The organism is Pyxidicoccus fallax, from assembly GCF_012933655.1.
GTDB classification, from domain to species: domain Bacteria; phylum Myxococcota; class Myxococcia; order Myxococcales; family Myxococcaceae; genus Myxococcus; species Myxococcus fallax.
Window position 1 is genome coordinate 1 of record NZ_JABBJJ010000276.1, and the last position, 16,728, is coordinate 16,728.

Annotated in this window: 17 protein-coding genes; 11 read left to right on the top strand and 6 right to left on the bottom strand. The window is 70.4% G+C overall.

Going from position 1 to position 16,728, the window contains the following annotated elements:
- The first annotated feature begins 19 nt into the window (after positions 1-19).
- From HG543_RS57260 to HG543_RS39380, 10 genes are all read left to right on the top strand, one after another.
- Positions 20-787, top strand: a complete 768-nt coding sequence (locus HG543_RS57260) for a phosphatidylglycerol lysyltransferase domain-containing protein (RefSeq protein ID WP_343073553.1) — start codon at positions 20-22, stop codon at positions 785-787.
- A 169-nt stretch (positions 788-956) separates the two neighbouring features.
- Positions 957-2,270, top strand: coding sequence for a cytochrome-c peroxidase (locus HG543_RS39340; RefSeq protein ID WP_169350060.1), 1,314 nt, complete (start codon positions 957-959; stop codon positions 2,268-2,270).
- A 12-nt stretch (positions 2,271-2,282) separates the two neighbouring features.
- A complete protein-coding gene (locus tag HG543_RS39345; RefSeq protein ID WP_169350061.1) occupies positions 2,283-3,401 on the top strand; it encodes a metallophosphoesterase family protein in 1,119 nt (372 codons plus the stop codon).
- An 18-nt stretch (positions 3,402-3,419) separates the two neighbouring features.
- Positions 3,420-4,259 (top strand): c-type cytochrome, encoded by an 840-nt coding sequence (locus HG543_RS55830; RefSeq protein WP_246357616.1) that lies wholly within the window; start codon positions 3,420-3,422, stop codon positions 4,257-4,259.
- Between the two features lie 59 nt (positions 4,260-4,318).
- Entirely contained in the window at positions 4,319-4,987 is a 669-nt protein-coding gene (gene sitA6 / locus HG543_RS39355; protein WP_169350062.1) for a SitA6 family polymorphic toxin lipoprotein, read from the top strand.
- Positions 4,988-4,991: 4 nt separating this feature from the next.
- The gene (gene sitI6 / locus HG543_RS39360) at positions 4,992-5,711 is read left to right on the top strand and encodes a SitI6 family double-CXXCG motif immunity protein (protein WP_169350063.1); all 720 of its coding nucleotides are present in this window, start codon (positions 4,992-4,994) and stop codon (positions 5,709-5,711) included.
- 136 nt (positions 5,712-5,847) lie between these two features.
- Positions 5,848-7,086, top strand: coding sequence for an efflux RND transporter periplasmic adaptor subunit (locus HG543_RS39365; protein WP_169350064.1), 1,239 nt, complete (start codon positions 5,848-5,850; stop codon positions 7,084-7,086).
- Positions 7,083-7,778 (top strand): ABC transporter ATP-binding protein, encoded by a 696-nt coding sequence (locus tag HG543_RS39370; RefSeq protein WP_169350065.1) that lies wholly within the window; start codon positions 7,083-7,085, stop codon positions 7,776-7,778. Before HG543_RS39365 ends, HG543_RS39370 begins: the two co-directional genes overlap by 4 nt.
- Complete coding sequence (locus tag HG543_RS39375) at positions 7,775-8,941, top strand: FtsX-like permease family protein (protein WP_169350066.1); 1,167 nt, start codon at positions 7,775-7,777, stop codon at positions 8,939-8,941. The genes HG543_RS39370 and HG543_RS39375 overlap by 4 nt, the downstream gene beginning before the upstream one ends.
- Positions 8,942-8,944: 3 nt before the next feature.
- The gene (locus HG543_RS39380) at positions 8,945-10,099 is read left to right on the top strand and encodes an ABC transporter permease (protein ID WP_169350067.1); all 1,155 of its coding nucleotides are present in this window, start codon (positions 8,945-8,947) and stop codon (positions 10,097-10,099) included.
- 12 nt (positions 10,100-10,111) lie between these two features.
- Here HG543_RS39380 and HG543_RS39385 read toward each other — a convergent pair whose 3' ends face one another.
- From HG543_RS39385 to HG543_RS39405, 5 genes are all read right to left on the bottom strand, one after another.
- The gene (locus tag HG543_RS39385; protein ID WP_169350068.1) at positions 10,112-11,518 is read right to left on the bottom strand and encodes an FAD-dependent oxidoreductase; all 1,407 of its coding nucleotides are present in this window, start codon (positions 11,516-11,518) and stop codon (positions 10,112-10,114) included.
- Between the two features lie 86 nt (positions 11,519-11,604).
- The gene (locus tag HG543_RS39390; protein WP_169350069.1) at positions 11,605-12,603 is read right to left on the bottom strand and encodes an acyltransferase family protein; all 999 of its coding nucleotides are present in this window, start codon (positions 12,601-12,603) and stop codon (positions 11,605-11,607) included.
- A gap of 177 nt (positions 12,604-12,780) precedes the next feature.
- On the bottom strand, positions 12,781-13,554 hold the full coding sequence (locus tag HG543_RS39395; protein ID WP_169350070.1) for a lysophospholipid acyltransferase family protein: 774 nt from the start codon (positions 13,552-13,554) through the stop codon (positions 12,781-12,783).
- Between the two features lie 75 nt (positions 13,555-13,629).
- Positions 13,630-14,466, bottom strand: coding sequence for an NmrA family NAD(P)-binding protein (locus HG543_RS39400; protein ID WP_169350071.1), 837 nt, complete (start codon positions 14,464-14,466; stop codon positions 13,630-13,632).
- On the bottom strand, positions 14,466-14,915 hold the full coding sequence (locus tag HG543_RS39405; protein WP_169350072.1) for a nuclear transport factor 2 family protein: 450 nt from the start codon (positions 14,913-14,915) through the stop codon (positions 14,466-14,468). The genes HG543_RS39400 and HG543_RS39405 overlap by 1 nt, the downstream gene beginning before the upstream one ends.
- A gap of 143 nt (positions 14,916-15,058) precedes the next feature.
- Here HG543_RS39405 and HG543_RS39410 point away from each other — a divergent pair, with 143 nt between their 5' ends.
- Positions 15,059-15,973, top strand: a complete 915-nt coding sequence (locus HG543_RS39410) for a helix-turn-helix domain-containing protein (protein ID WP_169350073.1) — start codon at positions 15,059-15,061, stop codon at positions 15,971-15,973.
- A gap of 6 nt (positions 15,974-15,979) precedes the next feature.
- Here HG543_RS39410 and HG543_RS39415 read toward each other — a convergent pair.
- On the bottom strand, positions 15,980-16,728 hold a 749-nt coding region (locus HG543_RS39415), incomplete at its 5' end, for a 2OG-Fe dioxygenase family protein (protein WP_246357617.1).

Sequence of the window (16,728 nt, forward strand, 5' to 3'; positions counted from 1 at the left end):
TTCGTCGGCAGCGTCAGATGTGTATAAGAGACAGGTGTCCCCGGTGTACGCGCGCGAGGGCTGGTTCCTGCAGGACCTCTTGCGAGACCCACACGCCCCCAACGGCACGGCGGAGGCGCTGGTGGACGCGGCCATGCGCGCCGCGGCGGCGGAGGGGCGGCGCTACGTGACGCTGGGGCTGGCGCCGCTGGCCGGGCCGGTGCGGCCGTGGCTGCGGCTGGCGCGGGTGTGCGGCCGGCCGCTGTTCGACTTCGAGGGGCTGCGCGCCTTCAAGGCCAAGTTCCGCCCGGATGACTGGGTGCCCATCCATCTGGCGTACCCCAACCCGGGCGCCGGCCTGGTCGCGCTGTATGACGCGCTGCGAGCCTTCGCCCGGGGCAGCCTGGTGCGCTTTGGCGTGGCCACGGTGCTGCGCCGCCCCCGGCTGCTGGTGCACGCGCTGGCCGCGCTGCTGGTGCCCTGGACGGCGCTGCTGGCGCTCCCCGCCACCCGGCGCTGGTTCCCCTCCGCGGGCGTGCAGTGGGGGTGGGTGCTCTTCGACGTGGGACTGACGGTGGGCCTCTTCTCCCTGGTGCGCCGCTGGCGCGACGGGCTGGCCGAGGTGCTCGGTGCGCTCACCGCCGCGGACGCGTGTCTCACCTTCCTTCAGGCCGTCACCTACAACAGCGCGCGGGCCCGGGGCGTGCTGGACTGGGCCGTCATCACCGCCGCGGTGCTGGCACCCGCCACCGCCTCCGCGCTCCTCTTCCGCTCCCGCGACGTGCACCTCGCCGGGCATCAGGCCTGAGCGTACGGGCCCGCTGACACGCCAGGATAACCCTCCAGTGCAGGACACTTGTTCTCCGTCCAACTGGACCTGCGACCGGGGTCGGTGCTGTTTTCTCGGACAATCAGGTTCCGGCCCCGGCTCCGAGACTTCCTCCCGGCGCTGATGTGGCCGGTAGGAAGGGGAGCCCATGCGCCTGTCTTCCGGCGCCGCCCTGCCGCTCGTTGCCCTGCTGTACGCACTCACCGGGTACGCCGAACCACCGCCACGCCAACCCGCGCAGCCACCCGCAGACCTGCCTCCCGGGGTGTCGCCCGCGCTTTGGAAGTTGGTGGTCCCGGCCAGCGCCGCCCCCACACCGGAGAAGGTGGCGCTAGGGCAGAAGCTATTCAATGACAAACGCCTCTCGGTGGACGACACCGTGTCGTGCGCCACCTGCCATGACGAGAACTTCGGGTTCTCGGACGGCAAGCCGGTGTCGGAGGGCGTCAAGGGGCAGAAGGTGACGCGCAACAGCCCCACCGTCCTCAACGCGATGTTCAACGCCTCGCAGTTCTGGGACGGGCGCGCGAGCACGCTGGAGGACCAGGCGAAGCTGCCCATCCTCAACCCGCGCGAGATGGGCATGCCCGACGAGGCGGCGGTGGTGGCCAAGGTGAAGGCCATCCCCGAGTACCAGGCGGAGTTCCGCAAGGTCTTCAACCGGGACGTGAACTACGACGACCTGGCGGCGGCCATTGGCGCCTTCGAGCGCACGCTCTACTCCGGCAACGCGCGCTTCGACCGCTTCATCCAGGGCGACTCGAAGGCCCTCACCGACTCCGAGCGCCGCGGCTGGGCCCTCTTCAACGGCAAGGGCCGGTGCAACACCTGCCACGCGGGCAACGCGGTGAACCCGCTGTTCAGCGACCAGAAGTTCCACAACATCGGCATCGCCGCGCACAAGCAGGACTTCGTGAAGATGGCGCGCGAGGCGCTGAAAATCGTGCGCACCGGCGACGAGAAGCAGATTGACGAGCTGGCGCTGGAGACGGACTTCTCCGAGCTGGGCCGCTTCCTGGTGACGAAGCAGGAGAACGACATTGGCGCCTTCAAGACGCCCACCCTGCGCAACATCGGCATCACCGGCCCGTACATGCACGACGGCTCGCTGGCCACGCTGTGGGACGTGATGGACCACTACAACAAGGGTGGCGTGTCCAACCCGTACCTCGACGGCGGGATGCAGCGGCTGGGGCTGACGGAGCCCGAAATCGACGACCTGGTGGCCTTCCTCTACACCCTCACGGACGAGCGCTTCACGAAGCTGAACCAGAAGTTCCTCACGCAGCAGCGCGCTCGGAAGAACCAGCGCCCCGAGCGGGACACCGCCGTGGCCATGGGGAAGAAGGGGAACCTGGGCGACCTGGCCCCCAACCCGGACCTGAACGTGAAGAACCCCGCGGAGCTCGGCGTGTATGGCACCGAGCTGTCCGTGAAGCCCGCACCGGCGAAGAAGCCCTAGGAGGCGCTGCCCATGGCGAACAAGTTCCGCAGCATCGAGACGAAGCACTACGCCGAGCGCGACGCCTTCTTCGAGGACCTGAAGAAGCTGGACCGCCGGGCCTTCATGCGCGTGGCCGGCATCTCCGCCGGCATCGTGGCCGGCATGGGGCTGAGGTCGCCGCACAGCTTCCAGCTGGTCAACGTGGCGGATGCGCAGGAGACGAAGCCGCGCTTCTCCTTCGCGTACATCTCCGACACGCACCTGTACGAGCAGAAGCTCAATGACCGCTTCGTCCGCGCCATCCTCAAGGCGGTGGACGACGTCAACGCGCTGGACCCGCAGCCGGACTTCGTGCTGTTCGGCGGAGATCTGGCGCAGCTCGGTCAGGCCAGCGAGCTGAAGCTGGGCGCGCAGATTCTCAAGAGCATCAAGGCGCCCGTGAAGATGATGGTGGGCGAGCACGACTGGTTCCTCGACATGGGCGAGCTGTGGCGCGAGCTGTTCGGTGCGCCGAACTACTCGTTCGACCACAAGGGCGTTCACTTCGTGGTGCTCAACTCCATCCTGGAGAAGGACTTCTGGACGGAGAAGAAGCTCACGCCCATGGAGCGCATGAAGATCGTCGCGGGCCTGGACAACGCGCTCCAGTCCCGCTTCGAGGTGGGCAGCGAGCAGCGCGAGTGGCTGAAGAAGGACCTGGCGAAGGTGGACAAGAAGACGCCGGTCATCGTGTTCAGCCACTCGCCGCTCTACAAGTACTACAAGCCCTGGAACTTCTGGACGGACGACGCGGACGAGGTGCAGGCCATCCTCAAGCCGTTCGACAAGGTCACCGTCATCCACGGGCACACGCACCAGCTGCTCAGCAACCAGATTGCGAACATCAGCTTCCACGGAATGCTGTCCACGGCGTGGCCGTGGCCGTACGCGCCGGAGGGGCTGCCGAAGCTGACGGTGCAGATGAACCGGCCGGACCCGTTCAGCCAGTTCGACGGCTGCGGCAACGGGCGGATGGACGTGCTGGAAGCGGGGCTGGTGAACAAGCTGTACAACCTCTGGGAGCGCAACCCCATCACCGTGCGCGCGAGCTATCTGACGTCGGGTGGGAAGCAGGACGTGCCGCCCCGAACGAAGCTGCCGAGCTACTGAGCGCGAGGACACACATCCATGACCTTCAAGATGAAGCTGCTTGTGGGAACGGGCGCGCTGCTGTCCTTCGCGGGCGGCGTGGCGCTGGCCTCCGGCCCTGCCGCGCGCACCGCGGCGCCCGAGGTGAAGAAGCACCAGGTGCCGGTGTCGAAGGACGGCGACATCGTGCTGGGGCTGTGCGACGGCGAGACCACGATGGAGGTGGACGGCGTCAAGGACGGGCAGAAGATGACGCGCGAGCAGGCGCAGCGCGTGTCGGGCGCCCTGATGGCCGAGTGGCTGAAGAAGAACCCGGACGCGAACTGGGACCCGGTGCCGCTGCCGGCCGTGGCGCAGGCAGCCACGCCTCCGCCGCCGAAGAACCCGGAGGCGCCGCGCAGCCCGCCCGGGGTGCCGCGCACGCCCGAGAAGCCCACGGCGGGCGGCTCGGTGGTCCAGGGCGGCGTGCGGCCGGAGAGCGGTGGCAAGGACGTGAAGAAGCAGGCGGGCGCGCCCATCCAGGACGGCCACACCTATGGCGCGTTCTCCGAGCGGGACGAGGCCATCTGGGCGGCGTCCACGCAGGCGTTCGTGGAGGAGGGCAACCGGGTGTTCCACGACGGCGACCTGCTGGGCAGCACGGTGGCCATGTCGTGTGACATGTGCCACCCGGACGCGTCCAACACGCACCCGGAGACGTATCCGAAGTACCAGGTGCAGCTGGGCCGCGTGGCGCTGCTGCGGGACATGATCAACTGGTGCATCGAGAACCCGGTGCGCGGCAAGCCGATGGCGGATGACGACCCGCGGATGCGCGCCATGGAGGCGTACATCTACGCGAAGCGCAAGGGCACGGCGCTGGAGTACGGGAAGAAGTAGGCGCGGTGTTGATATGACCTCCGGCCGGCTCCGTACTGCGGGGCCGGCTGGGGGGAAACATGAAGTGGCTGTGGCTGGGCCTGCTGCTGGGCTCGTGCGCGTCGACTTCTCCGTCCCTGGATGAAGGGGACGTCGAGGAGTACCCGGAGGCGTACACCCGGCTTCCCGAGGGTGCGTGCGTCACGTTCCTCTGCGCGGAGGACGCGTGCGGGCTGTTCCGCTGTGAGGATTTGGAGCCGGGAAGGCTCGTGCGGGCGCGGGGGACGTTCGTCCTCCCGCCGAGCGCCGTGCGCTCACCGCAGCGGTACTGGGGCTATCCATGGCAGGTGGCGGGGCAGCCGGAGCCGGTCTTCGTCATCCACTGGCATGGGCGGGAGCTGCTGCCGAGTCAGAGGCGGCTCTTGGAGATGGCGCGGGCCTTGGCATCGCAGCCTCGGGAGAAGCACCACATCTTTCCGCGGCAGGAAGATCTCAGGGAGTGGTTCGAGCGCCAGGGCGTCAACATTCACAAGGAGACGATGCTGCTCGACCTGGAGACCCACCACCGAATCCATAGGGGGCCACGAGGCGGGCCATGGAATCAGGCGTGGCAAAACTTCCGGAATGCCCATCCAGGTGCCACGAAGGAGGACATGTATCGATACGCGCGGGAGTTGATCGTTCGATTTGACCTGGTCGGACCCATTCTGCCCTACCATCTGCTGATGGGCCCTCCCATCGAGTATTGACACGATGCCGCGATTCTTCGACGTCCTCCTCGGAGACTACAGGTCCCAGAAAGGCGGCTACAACGCCGCGCACAAGTGGGGCCTGCCAGGGGTGAGCTGTCCCGACTGCAAGGCGACATGGGCTGGATCAGGGCTCGACTATCCCGCTGTAGACCTCTCGGGTCATTCGGTGGCCAAGAAGTTGTCGAAGGCATACTTGGAAGAAGACTTCGAGGAGTTCGAACGCCTTCGTGAGCAGGTCCGCGCGTTGTTACCTCCAGGTCACCCGCTCCTGCCCGGGACCACTTTCGGTCCGCTGGTAGGAAAAGCGCGCGGGCCATTCTCCGCGCTCATCCACCAGAGCCCAGGCACGTTGCTCATCCAGCCGGATGCCTTGGAGTTGTTGCAGCGCGAGGGGCTGCGCGGCCTTCGCGGATGCCGCACGGAGATGCGCTTCAGCCCGAAGGGCATCCCGGAGATGCTCAACCTGCATATCGAGCCAAGCGGTCTCCTGCATTCCGACTGCATCCCCCGAGGGACACCTCCGCCCTGCCCGAAGTGTGGTCGTCACGGCTTCCGCCTCCCGGACGAGCCCATCCTCGACGCGGCCTCTCTTCCCGACGACCTGGACCTCTTCCGCCTGCGCAACTTCGCGACCCTCCTCATCGTCACCGAGCGATTCAAGGCCGCCGTGGAGCGCCATGGGCTGGACGGCCTGACCCTCCGCGAGCTGCCCGTGCGCTGAGCCACGGGCGACTCACCATGGAAGCGCCCCGTCCTCTCCCGCCGGCTCGGGGAGCCACTCTTCCTCTCCGGCATCACAGCTGGCGCCTTCCTACTCTTCCTCCCGGGGGACCCCGTCTTCCCACCGGGAGGCAGCCGTGGCTGAAGCCCAGCCGCAGAAACCGCTGAGCGCGCTCCGCATCGACCGCTCGGCCGCACCGCTGAAGCGCCGCCGCCGCTTGCGCTGGCTCGTCCCCGCGCTGCTCCTGCTCGCCCTCGTCATCCTCATCGCCATTCCGCTCTCCCGCCGCGCCCCCACCGTGCGCGTGGTGGAGGTCCGAGAGCCACTCCCGGGAGAGCAGCAGACCGAGCTGTCCGCCGCCGGCTACGTCGACTCGCGCCGCCGCTCCGTCATCGCGCCGCAGATCCCCGGCCGCCTGGTCGACGTCACCGTGGAGGAGGGCGAGCCCGTGAAGGCGGGCCAGGTGATTGCCCGCCTGGATGACCGCGACGCCCGCGTCCTCCTGGAGCGCGCCGAAGCAGAGGTCCGAGCCGCCGAGGCAGGGCTCGCCGCCGCTCGCGCCCAGGCCGCCAACGCCCAGCGCACCACGCTCCGCACCCGGAACCTCGCGAAACAGGGCGTCATCCCCCGCGCGCAGTTGCTCGACGTGGAGACCGCCGGCAGCGCCGCCATGGAGGAGCTCAACGCGGCCAACGCCCAGGTCGTCGTCGCCGTCCGCGCCCGCGAGGCCGCCCGCCTCCAGCTCTCGCACACCGTGGTGCGCGCGCCCTTCGATGGCACCGTGGCGCGCAAGCTCGCGGACGAGGGCGCAGTGCTCGCGCCCGCCGCGCTCGAGGGCACCAACCTCGGCGGCATCATCGAGCTGGTCGACCTGGACGCCCTGGAGGTGGAGGCCGAGGTCAGCGAGGAGCAGCTCTCCCTCATCCAGCCCGGGCAGCACGCGCTCATCTTCCTGGACGCCTTCCCGGACCAGGCCTTCCCCGCCCGCGTTGGCACGGTGCGCCCCGCCATCGACCGCTCGAAGGCCACCGCCACCGTGATGGTCCGCTTCCAGTCCGTGCCCCGGGGCGCCCTGCCGGACATGGGCGCCAAGGTCTCCTTCCTCCGCGAGGCCCTGCCTCCGGACGCACTGGACCCGAAGGCCCGCCCCCCGCGCGTGCCCGCCGACGCCGTGGTGCAGGCGGAGAACGGCCCCACCGTCTGGGTGGTGAAGGACGGGCTGCTGGACCAGCAGCCCGTGGTCGTGGGGCAGCGCGTGGGGGAAGAAGTCGCGCTGGAGCAGGGCCCTCCGGCGGGGACGCAGGTGGTGGTGGCCCCGGACGTGAAGAAGCTGCGCGAGGGCCGGCGCGTGAAGGTGGAGGCGGGAAGCGGATGAGCCTCGAAGCCGTGCCAGCCCCGCCCCCCATGGTCCGCCTGGAGGGCGTCTCCAAGACGTACCGGCGCGGCACCGTGGAGGTGCCCGTGCTGGAGGCGGTGGACCTCGCCATCGACCCGGGCGCCTTCGTGGCCTTCATGGGCCCGTCCGGCTCCGGCAAGTCCACGTTGCTCAACCTCATCTCCGGGCTGGACCAGCCCACCACGGGCATCGTGGAGGTGGCCGGGCGCAACCTCGCGGAGCTGAACGACCGCGAGCTGAGCGACTGGCGCGCCGCCCACGTGGGCTTCGTCTTCCAGCTCTACAACCTCATCCCCGTGCTCACCGCGGCGGAGAACGTGGAGCTGCCGCTGCTGCTCACCCCGCTGTCCCGCGCCGAGCGACGCAAGCACGTGGCCGCCGCCCTGGACGTCGTCGGCCTGTCCCACCGGGTGGGCCACCGCCCGCCGCAGATGTCCGGAGGCGAGCAGCAGCGCGTGGCCATCGCCCGCGCCATCGTCACCGACCCGGACCTCATCATCGCCGACGAGCCCACCGGCGACCTGGACCGCAAGGCGGCCGAGGCCGTGCTGGACCTCTTTGGCGTCCTCCATCACGACCTGCACAAGACCCTCGTCATGGTGACGCATGACCCGCACGCGGCCGAGCGCGCCGAGCGCGTGCACCACCTGGAGAAGGGGGTCCTCCAGTGAACTACGTCCGGTTGGCGGCTCGCGACCTGCTGCGCAACCCGCTGCGGCTGAGCCTCACCATCCTCGCGGGCGCGGTGGGGGTGACGGCCTTCATCTTCCTGCGCACCGTCATCGACATCTTCTACTTCGGCGCGCAGGCGGCGCAGGTGGACAGGCTCATCGTCCGCAACAAGGTGTCCATCACCGAGCCGCTGCCGCTGTCCTACTACGCGCGCATCGCCGCGCTGCCCGGGGTGACGGCCGTCACCCACCAGGAGTGGTTCGGCGGCACGCTCGGTGAGACGCAGAAGGACTTCTTCGCCAACTTCGCCATCGACCCCGTCACCTTCCTCGACGTCTTCCCCGAGTTCACCACCTCGCCCGCGGAGCTGGCCGACTTCCGGAACGACCCGTGCGGCGCGCTGATAGGCGAGAAGCTCGCCCGGCGCTTCGGCTGGAAGCCGGGAGACCGGGTGACGCTCAAGGGGCAGATATACCCCGGCGACTGGACCTTCAACGTGCGCGGCATCTACACCGGCACGCGTCCCGGCGTGGACACCACGGCCCTGGTGTTCGGCTACCGCTGCCTCAACGAGAGCGAGCAGCTGCCCGAGGGCTTGAAGGACATGGTGGGCATCTACGCGGTGCGCGTGGACGACCCGGCGCGCTCGGGCCAGGTGGCGGCGGCCATCGACGGGATGTTCGACAACAGCCCGTACCCCACGAAGGCGGAGAGCGAGAAGGCCTTCCAGCTCGGTTTCGTGGCCATGTCGTCCGCCATCCTCACGGCGGTGAAGGTGGTGTCCGCCGTCATCCTGCTCATCATCCTGCTGGTCATCGGCAACACGCTGGCCATGGGCGTGCGCGAGCGCACGCGCGACATCGCCACCCTGCGCGCCATGGGCTTCCGTCCCAGGACGGTGGTGATGCTGGTGCTGGCCGAGTCCTCCGTCATCGGCCTGATGGCGGCGGCCCTGGGAGTCCTGGCGGCGCCGACGTTGGTCAACGGCTTCGCCCGGGCCATCGCCTCGCAGTTCGGCCAGATTCCGGACAACGTGATGCGGGGGCGCACGCTGGGGGTGTCCGCGCTGGCCGCGGTGCTGGTGTCGCTCCTGGCGGGAGCGGGGCCCGCCTTCCGCGCGGTGCGCATGTCCGTGGCGGAGGGCCTGAGGAAGGTGGCCTGAGCCATGGTGCCGCTCTTCTACAACGCGCGCAGCCTCTGGGCGCGCAGGCTGTCCACGGGCCTGACGGTGCTGGGCCTGGGGCTCGTCGTCTTCGTCTTCTCCGCGGTGCTGATGCTCGCCAATGGCATCGAGTCGGCGCTCGCGGCGGGAGGAGACCCGGCCAACGCCGTCATCCTCCGCAAGGGCGCCACCAGCGAGCTGGTCAGCGGCGTGGAGCGGGACGCGGTGCGCATCCTCGCCACGGACCCGGCGGTGGCCTCCGGCCAGCAGGGCGAGCCGCTGGTGGCCGGCGAGCTGGTGGTGCTGGTGGCGCTGCCGCGCGGCGAGCAGGCGATGAACACCACCGCGCGCGGCGTGGAGCCGGAGAGCTTCACTGCCCGGCCCGAGGTGCGGCTCATCTCGGGGCGCAGGCCCCGGCCGGGCACCAACGAGGTGGCGCTGGGCCGGGCGCTGGTGGGCTCGTCACCGGACGCCACCCTGGGCGGGGAGCTGCGCTTCGCCCAGCAGCGCTGGCCGGTGGTGGGCGTCTTCGAGGCGGGCGCGGGTGCCTTCGAGTCGGAGCTGTGGGCGGACGCCACGCGGCTGGGCGGGGCCTTCAACCGGCCGGGCTACAGCTCCGCCCTCGTCCGCCTGCGCTCGGCGGAGGACATGGCGGCATTCGAGAAGCGCGTGGAGGCGGACCCGCGCTTCACGCTGGAGGCGAAGCCGGAGCCCACGTACTGGGCGGAACAGGCCAGCGGGCTGGCCACCTTCATCCGCGTGCTGGGCCTCTTCGTGTCCTTCGTCTTCAGCCTCGGCGCGGTGCTGGGGGCGATGATTACGATGTACGCCCAGGTGGCGACGCGCATCGCCGAGCTGGGCATGCTGCGCGCGGTGGGCTTCCGGCGACGCAGCGTGCTGGCCAGCGTGGTGGCGGAGTCCCTCATGCTGGGCGCGGCGGGCGGGCTGCTCGGCGCATTGGGGGCACTCACCACGCGGTGGCTTCACGTCCGCACGCTGAACTTCCAGACCTTCTCCGAGGTGAGCTTCGGCTTCACGCCCACCCCCGGCATCCTCCTGGGCGCGCTGCTGTTCGGCACGATGATGGGGCTCATCGGCGGGCTGCTGCCCGCGCTGCGCGCCGCGCGCCTGTCCATCCTCGACGCGCTGCGCGCCTGATGGACCCCGGCCTCACGCCGCCCGAGAGGAGGAGGCGCGCACGGAGAGCGGCTCGGGTCCCCGGGCCCGCTCGGCCGTCTCGTGGCGCCCGGTCATCACCTTCCACAGCAGCCGGGGCGACAGGATGGACTCGGGCGGCTTGAGCATGTGCATCACCTCCATGCAGGTCTGCACGGCCTCGGAGTCCGCGGTGGTGAGCTGCTGGAACCGTTCCCCGTACCACTGCAGGAAGCCGCTGCCGGGGAAGCGCGCGTCGCCGAGCTCCGGCAGCCGGAGGTCCTCGGTGGTGGACACCAGCCAGGGCATCTTCAGCACCCCGCCGGCGCGCGCGAAGTAGCGGCGCGTCAGTCCGCCCAGGCCCCGGCGCAGGCACTGGCCGAGCAGCTCCACCTGCAGCGCGGCGGAGGTCATTCCCTGGCCGTAGATGGGGTTGAACGAGCAGAACGCGTCACCCACCACGATGAACCCCTCGGGCATCCGGGACATCCGCTCGTAGTGGCGCCACTGGCTGTGGGGGAGGCGGTGGCTGGAGATGGGGCCGAGCGGCTCGGCGTTCTTCAGCGCCTCGTACAGGTGGGGCTGGGCGAGGCCGCGCGCGTACGCGAGGAAGCCCGCGTCGTCCGTGGGCGGGTGGTCCTTGAGCCAGCCGCACAGCGTCACCGTCCAGCGGTTGCCCTCGATGGGGAGGATGGCGCCGAAGCGCCGCAGGCGCGGCAGCTCGGGCGACACCATGAGCATCTCCCAGCCGGGATTGAAGCCCGCGGGCCGGCGGTACAGGCGCGTGGCATAGCCCACGTCGACCTCCATTCGCGTCTCCTCCACGCGCGGCAGGCCCAGCTCCTCCAGCCACTGCGGCGTCCGGCTCCCCCGGCCGCTGGCGTCCACCACCAGGTCCGCCACGAGGGACGTCTCCTCCGTGCTTCCGGGGGCGCGCAACCTCAGGCCCGTGACGCGGGTGCGGGCCTCGTCATGCAGGAAGCCCGCGACCTCCTGACGGTCGAGGATGCGCACGTTGGGGAGCGCCGCCACCCGCGCGCGGACGCGCAACTCCAGCAGGGGCCGCGTCTGCGAATACAGGGTGACGCCGCTGGTGATGCGCTTGCGCCACACGCCAGCCGTGTGCCACGCGCAGTCCGCGGACATGTCCATCACCTGCGCGCCCGCGGCCCGCAGGTCCTCACGGAGCCCGGGGAAGATGCCCGCCGCGATGTCCAACCCGCGCTGCAGCAGCACGTGCGTATGCGGCCCCTGGGGCACGCCCTTGCGCGGCTGCGCCGAGTCCACCAGCCCATCCCGCTCCACCAGGGTGACACGCTCGAAGTGACGCGCGAGGAGTCCCGCGGTGAGCAGGCCGGCCATGCTGCCGCCGCACACCACGGCATGCCGAGGAGACGCAAGCAGGAGGGAGGAAGGACTCATGGCGACACCTCACGCAGGAGAAGCGGAACGAGACCCCGCATTCTTATACACGCGTAAGACCCAACTCCTTGCGTGGTGGCGACACGTCATGTTCGCTGTAAGAGTCGTCTCGGCTCCCACAGTGGACGTGTGGCGCGCACGATGAGCGGGTGGCCGAGCAGCACCGCGAGAATTCCACCACCCAGCAGCACGAACAGCACACCCGTGGCGCCGTGTGGCACCGAATAGCCACCCCACTTCTCGACACTGCGCACCACGAAGCCATGCAACAGAAACGGCGCGAGACTGCGTCCACCCAACCGCGTGAGTGCGCTTTCATTCCGTGGGCACAGGATGAAAACGGCCCAGGTGAAAACAAGCGCACCGCAGAGAAGCGCGAATCGTGTCGCAATGCCTGTGAACGGCTTCACACCGAGCGCCGCGTAACTGGCGCTACCGTAGAGCCACGCCGGGTCCGGCGTGGCGACCCGGCCCGTGGCCATGGCCCAGACGCAGCCGCCCAGCGCGGCGAACAGGGCCACGGCGAGCGCGCGGCGGTGAGGCGCGTTGGCCAGCAACCACTCCCTCCGGGCCAGGTGGCCCGCGATGAAACATGGGAGGAACACGAAGGTCCGTGAGAGCCCGAAAAGATAGCCAATCCATGGCAGCAGGCCCGCGCCGAGCGCGATGGCGACGGACACGCCCAGCGGCATGGGCAGACGCCGGAGCAGCGGCAGCATGAGTCGCCAGCACGCGAGGCTCCACAGGAACCAGAGCAGCCAGTAGGGCTGGAAGAGCCAATGACGGCTCAGGCCCCGTCCCAGCACCCAGGCGTCGAAGGCGACGTACAGCACCTGGAAGATGACGAGCGGCGCGAGCAGCGACCACGCGATGCTGGCGAGGGACTTGCGGTCCAGCGCCGCGCGCGAGAGGTGCCCGGAGAGGAACGCGAACGCGGGGATGTGGAACAGGTAGAGCGCCGTGTAGAGCGCCCGCGCCAGCGGCTCGCGGGAGAGGAGCGGCTCCAGCGAGTGTCCCATCACCACGAGGATGATGAGCACGGCACGCGTGTTCTCGAAGAGGGGGACTCGTCCGGCGGTCGTCACGCCCGCGTCATACCGCGACCCCATGCGTCCCGTGTGGGCTCACGGGCGGGCGGGCGCCCCACCGCGCGGCGGGCTCCCCAGGTCATGAGCCTCGGAGGGTGCGCTTCAGCGCGTGAAGGGCTTCCGGGTCATGAGCCTTGGTGGGCGCGCGCGTCAGCGCGTGGAGGGCTTCCCGGGTCATGAGCCTTGGTGGACGCGCGCGTCAGCGCGTGGAGGGCTTCCCAGCCCATGGGCCTCGGCGAGCGCGCGCAGTTGCTCGATGAGCGCGTCACGGTCCTCGTACGTCATCCCTCGCGTGCTGATGGCGGGCAGCAGTTCGATGGTGACGTCGCCGGGGCGCATGCGCCACTCGCCCGGGGGCAGCACCTCGCGGGCGCCGCGGAACACCATGGGAATCACCGTCGCGCCGGACTGGATGGCGAGCACGGCCGCGCCCTTCTTGTACGGGCCGAGCGTGCCGTCGGGACTGCGCCGGCCCTCGACGGACATGTAGAAGCTCTCGCCCCGCCGGAGCGCGCGCACCGCCCGGTCCACCGCGCGGCGGGCCTGGGCGCTCCACTGGCGCACCACCACCACGGAGCCCTGTGACAGGGGAATCCACCCGGCGAAGGGCAGCGCGGCGTACTCGATGTTCATGAAGATGAGCACCGGAAGGGGCAGCGCCTGGTACGTCAGGAAGGTCTCGCTCAGGCTCGTCTGGTTCAGCTGCACGAACAGGTACGGCGGCGCGTCGTACCGGCCGTGGTTGTGGTCCTTCACCTCCACGCGCACGCCGAACGACCGGAGCACCCAGGCGCTCCACGCCTTCGTGAGCGCGGCGGAGACCCGGTGGCTCATTGGCCCCAGCATCAGCGCGGGCCCGAGGAGGGGAGGCGCCACGGCGCACGCTTTGCCCCAGCGCAGGAGGCTCTCCAGCAGGCCGGGACGTGAGGGCTCGGAGGCTGCTCGCATGGCCCTGTGTCGTACCGGCGGACCCCGGCGCCGTCCAGGGACGGATGCGCCGGGTTGTCCGGTGAAGGGGAGGGGTCACGCCGCCGCGTCACCTGGCTTCACGAGGCGCGCGGCGACCTCGCGGAAGGGCGTCGGCGGCCGGCCGGTGACGCGGAGGACGGCGTCCGTCGTGCGGTCCTCCGTGCCCCGCGAGATGGACTCCTCCATTCCGGCCAGGAGCGCCGCGTACGCGTCGGGGATGCCCGAGGCGACCATGTGCGCGCGGGTCTCCTCGAAGGACACTGCCCGGTGTTCGAGCCTCCGACCCGTGAGCCTGGACAGGATGGCCGCGACGTCGTCGTACGAGAGGGCCTCCGGGCCCGTGAGGATGAGGTCCGAGTTCGTGGGCTTTCGCAGCGTCTGGACGGCGACCGCGGCGATGTCGGCCGCGTCGATGAAGCCGACCCGGCCGCGGCCGGTGGCGGTGACCATCCGTCCCGTCGTGGCCAGCGACTGCGCCAGGTGGTGCCGCGACTCGAAGAAGTTCTGCATGAACCACGAGGGGCGCAGCACCGTCCACCCCGGGGCCCGGGCCCGGAGCGCGGCGTGGACCGTGCCCAGGCCCTTCGTTCCTTCCTCCACTGGCGACGCGCTGAGCAGGACGAAGTTCCGAACGCCCCGGGAGATGGCCCGGTCAACGAACGGCACCATCACCCCGGCCGGATTGTCCACGAACGCCGGGGCCACCATGTACACGGCGTCCACGCCCTGGAGCGCCTCGTCGTGCGTCTCGGCGCGCTCCCAGTCGAAGCGCACCTGCTCGCCGTCGCGCGGGTTGCGGCTCGCGGTCCGCACGTCGATGCCGGCCTGCCGCAGCCCCTGGACCACGAGCGAGCCCGTCTGCCCCGTTCCTCCGATGATGAGCGCGCGCATCAGTTCGCCCCCATCGCGCCGGCGACGTTGTCCAGGCCGTCGAAGGAGTCCCGCGCGGCGTTGGGGTTCCAGTATTCGCGGTAGCGGACGATGGCCCCGTCGCGGAACTCGACGAGGAAGACGTAGTCCTGCTCGTAGGGCTTCCCCGTCGTGGCGATGGTCGCCGAGCCGTGGGCCTCGCCGATGGCGACGTTCGGGTCCTGGGTGGGGTACCGCTGGATGTCGCGGAAGGTGAGGTTCTTGAACACCTCCGGGGCGTGGGCGAAGTACTCGCGGATGGCCTGCTTGCCCACCAGCCGCGGGGGCAGGTGGGTGCCGGGGGCGTAGGGGAACTCCACGGTGGCGTCCTCGGCGAAGAGGGTGAGCCACCGCTGGATGTCGGTACCAATCAGCGCGATGTGGGCGTCGAGGGCTTCGAGGGCGTTGGTGGGGCGGATGTCGTGAGGCATGTCGGTCTCCTGGGTCGTGGTGGCGCGCTGTCGGCGCCGTTCACGAGGGAGACAGTAGGGAAGGGGGCTGTGCAGAGTGTCCGGAGTGCCGTGCAGCGCGTCCGGACCAAGCCTGCCGGCGGGCCGGGTGTTAGCTTGGGGCCATGGGTTCCGCGTTCGACGAGCTGTCCCGTTCCCTGGACGTCCGTGGCAGTGAAATCACGCACCTGGAGCTGTCGGGGAAGTGGGGCAAGCACCGCCGCTCGGCGCCCGGGAAGGCACGCCTGTACGCGACGGTTCACGGAGAGTGGACGCTGGAGCTTCCCCAGCAGCGCGTGCAATTGCGCGCGGGGGAGCTCGCCTTCCTGCCCCACCACGCCGAGCACGTCATTCGCGACGCGCTGACGACGTTCGTCGCCCGGGACGGCAGCGCCTGCGAGGGCATGCGCCAGGTGTCCGCGAGCGCCTGGGCGAACACCAGCGATCCGTCCTCCCGGCTCGTCATCGTGGACCTCGAACTCGACGCGCGCGACGCGCCGTGGGTGGGCCTGCTGGCGCCGCTGGTGGTGATTCCCCGCGAGGAGAGCGGGCTGGGGCGCTGGCTCCGGGAGACGCTCTCCCTGCTGGCGGGCTCGTACGAGCTGTCTCCGTCGCTGCGCCAGGAAATCTCCACGGCCTGGGCACGGGCCCTCTTCGCACACGCGCTCCGCGACGCGACGGCGGCCCTGCCGGGGGCGGACGTGGCGCGGGACGAGCGCGTGGTGGCCGCGCTGGTGCAGGCCCGCGCGCGGCCCGAGGAGGACTGGGAGTTGGGGGAGCTGGCGGCGCGCGTGGGTGTCTCCCGCTCGGTGCTCGCGGAGCGGACGACGGCGCTGCTGGGCGAGCCCCTGGGCCACTACCTGCGGCGGCTGCGCATCGAGCGCGCCGCGGCGCTGCTGGGCTCCACGGACACGCCCGTGAAGACCATCGCCGCGCGCGTGGGCTACGACAGTGAGTCTTCGTTCGCCCGGGCCTTCTCGCGCGTGCTGGGGGTGAGCCCCACGGCCTGGCGGCGCGTGCGCCGGGGCGCCACGGCGTAGCCCGCGTCAGGGCCCCTGGAAGCCCTTCGCGCGGAACGTCAGCACCAGCGTGTCGCGGTGCCCCTTCTCGCCCAGCGGCTGGATGGGCGTGCTCTCGTGAATCACGCGCTCGTCGTCCAGCAGCAGCGCGGACCAGGGCTCGGTGAGCGTGAAGCGGATGCCCTGGGGACCGGCCGCCTCGAAGACGCGCGTCTCTCCGCCCTTGATGTCCTGGCGCCCCATGAGCAGCACGGCGACGAAGTCCACGCCGTCACGGTGCGCGCCCTCGGGCGTCGGGCGGCCGATGCCGTCCGTCGTGTCGATGCGGAACTGGTGCGCCTCGACGTACCACGGCTGCGCGCCCTTCAACTCCGAGCAGCACCGCGCGAGCCCGCTCAGGAGCTTCGACCAGACGGCCTGTGAGATGACGGCGGGGGTGATGGGCTCGAACCAGCGCTCCAGGCCGCCGTGCAGCGCGTTGTACTCCACGGGCTGCCAGTGCGCGCGGTGCGGCACCTGGGTGACGCTGGCGCCGTCGACGACGAAGCACGAGTGACGCCGCGAGCGGTAGCGCCCCCCGTCGCGCAGGTACCCGTCGGGCGGCAGGTCGTTCCAGGTGGGCAGCAGCGAGTCGAGCGAGTGCGCGGGAGCATCCACCAGCTCGCACAGGCCCGCGCGGCTGAGAACGGCGTAGCCACGGGCGCGCAGGACGGGGAGGACTTCGAGAGGCGGCGTGACGGGCGGCGAGAAGCTCATGGGCGGGATGTAACGGGCGG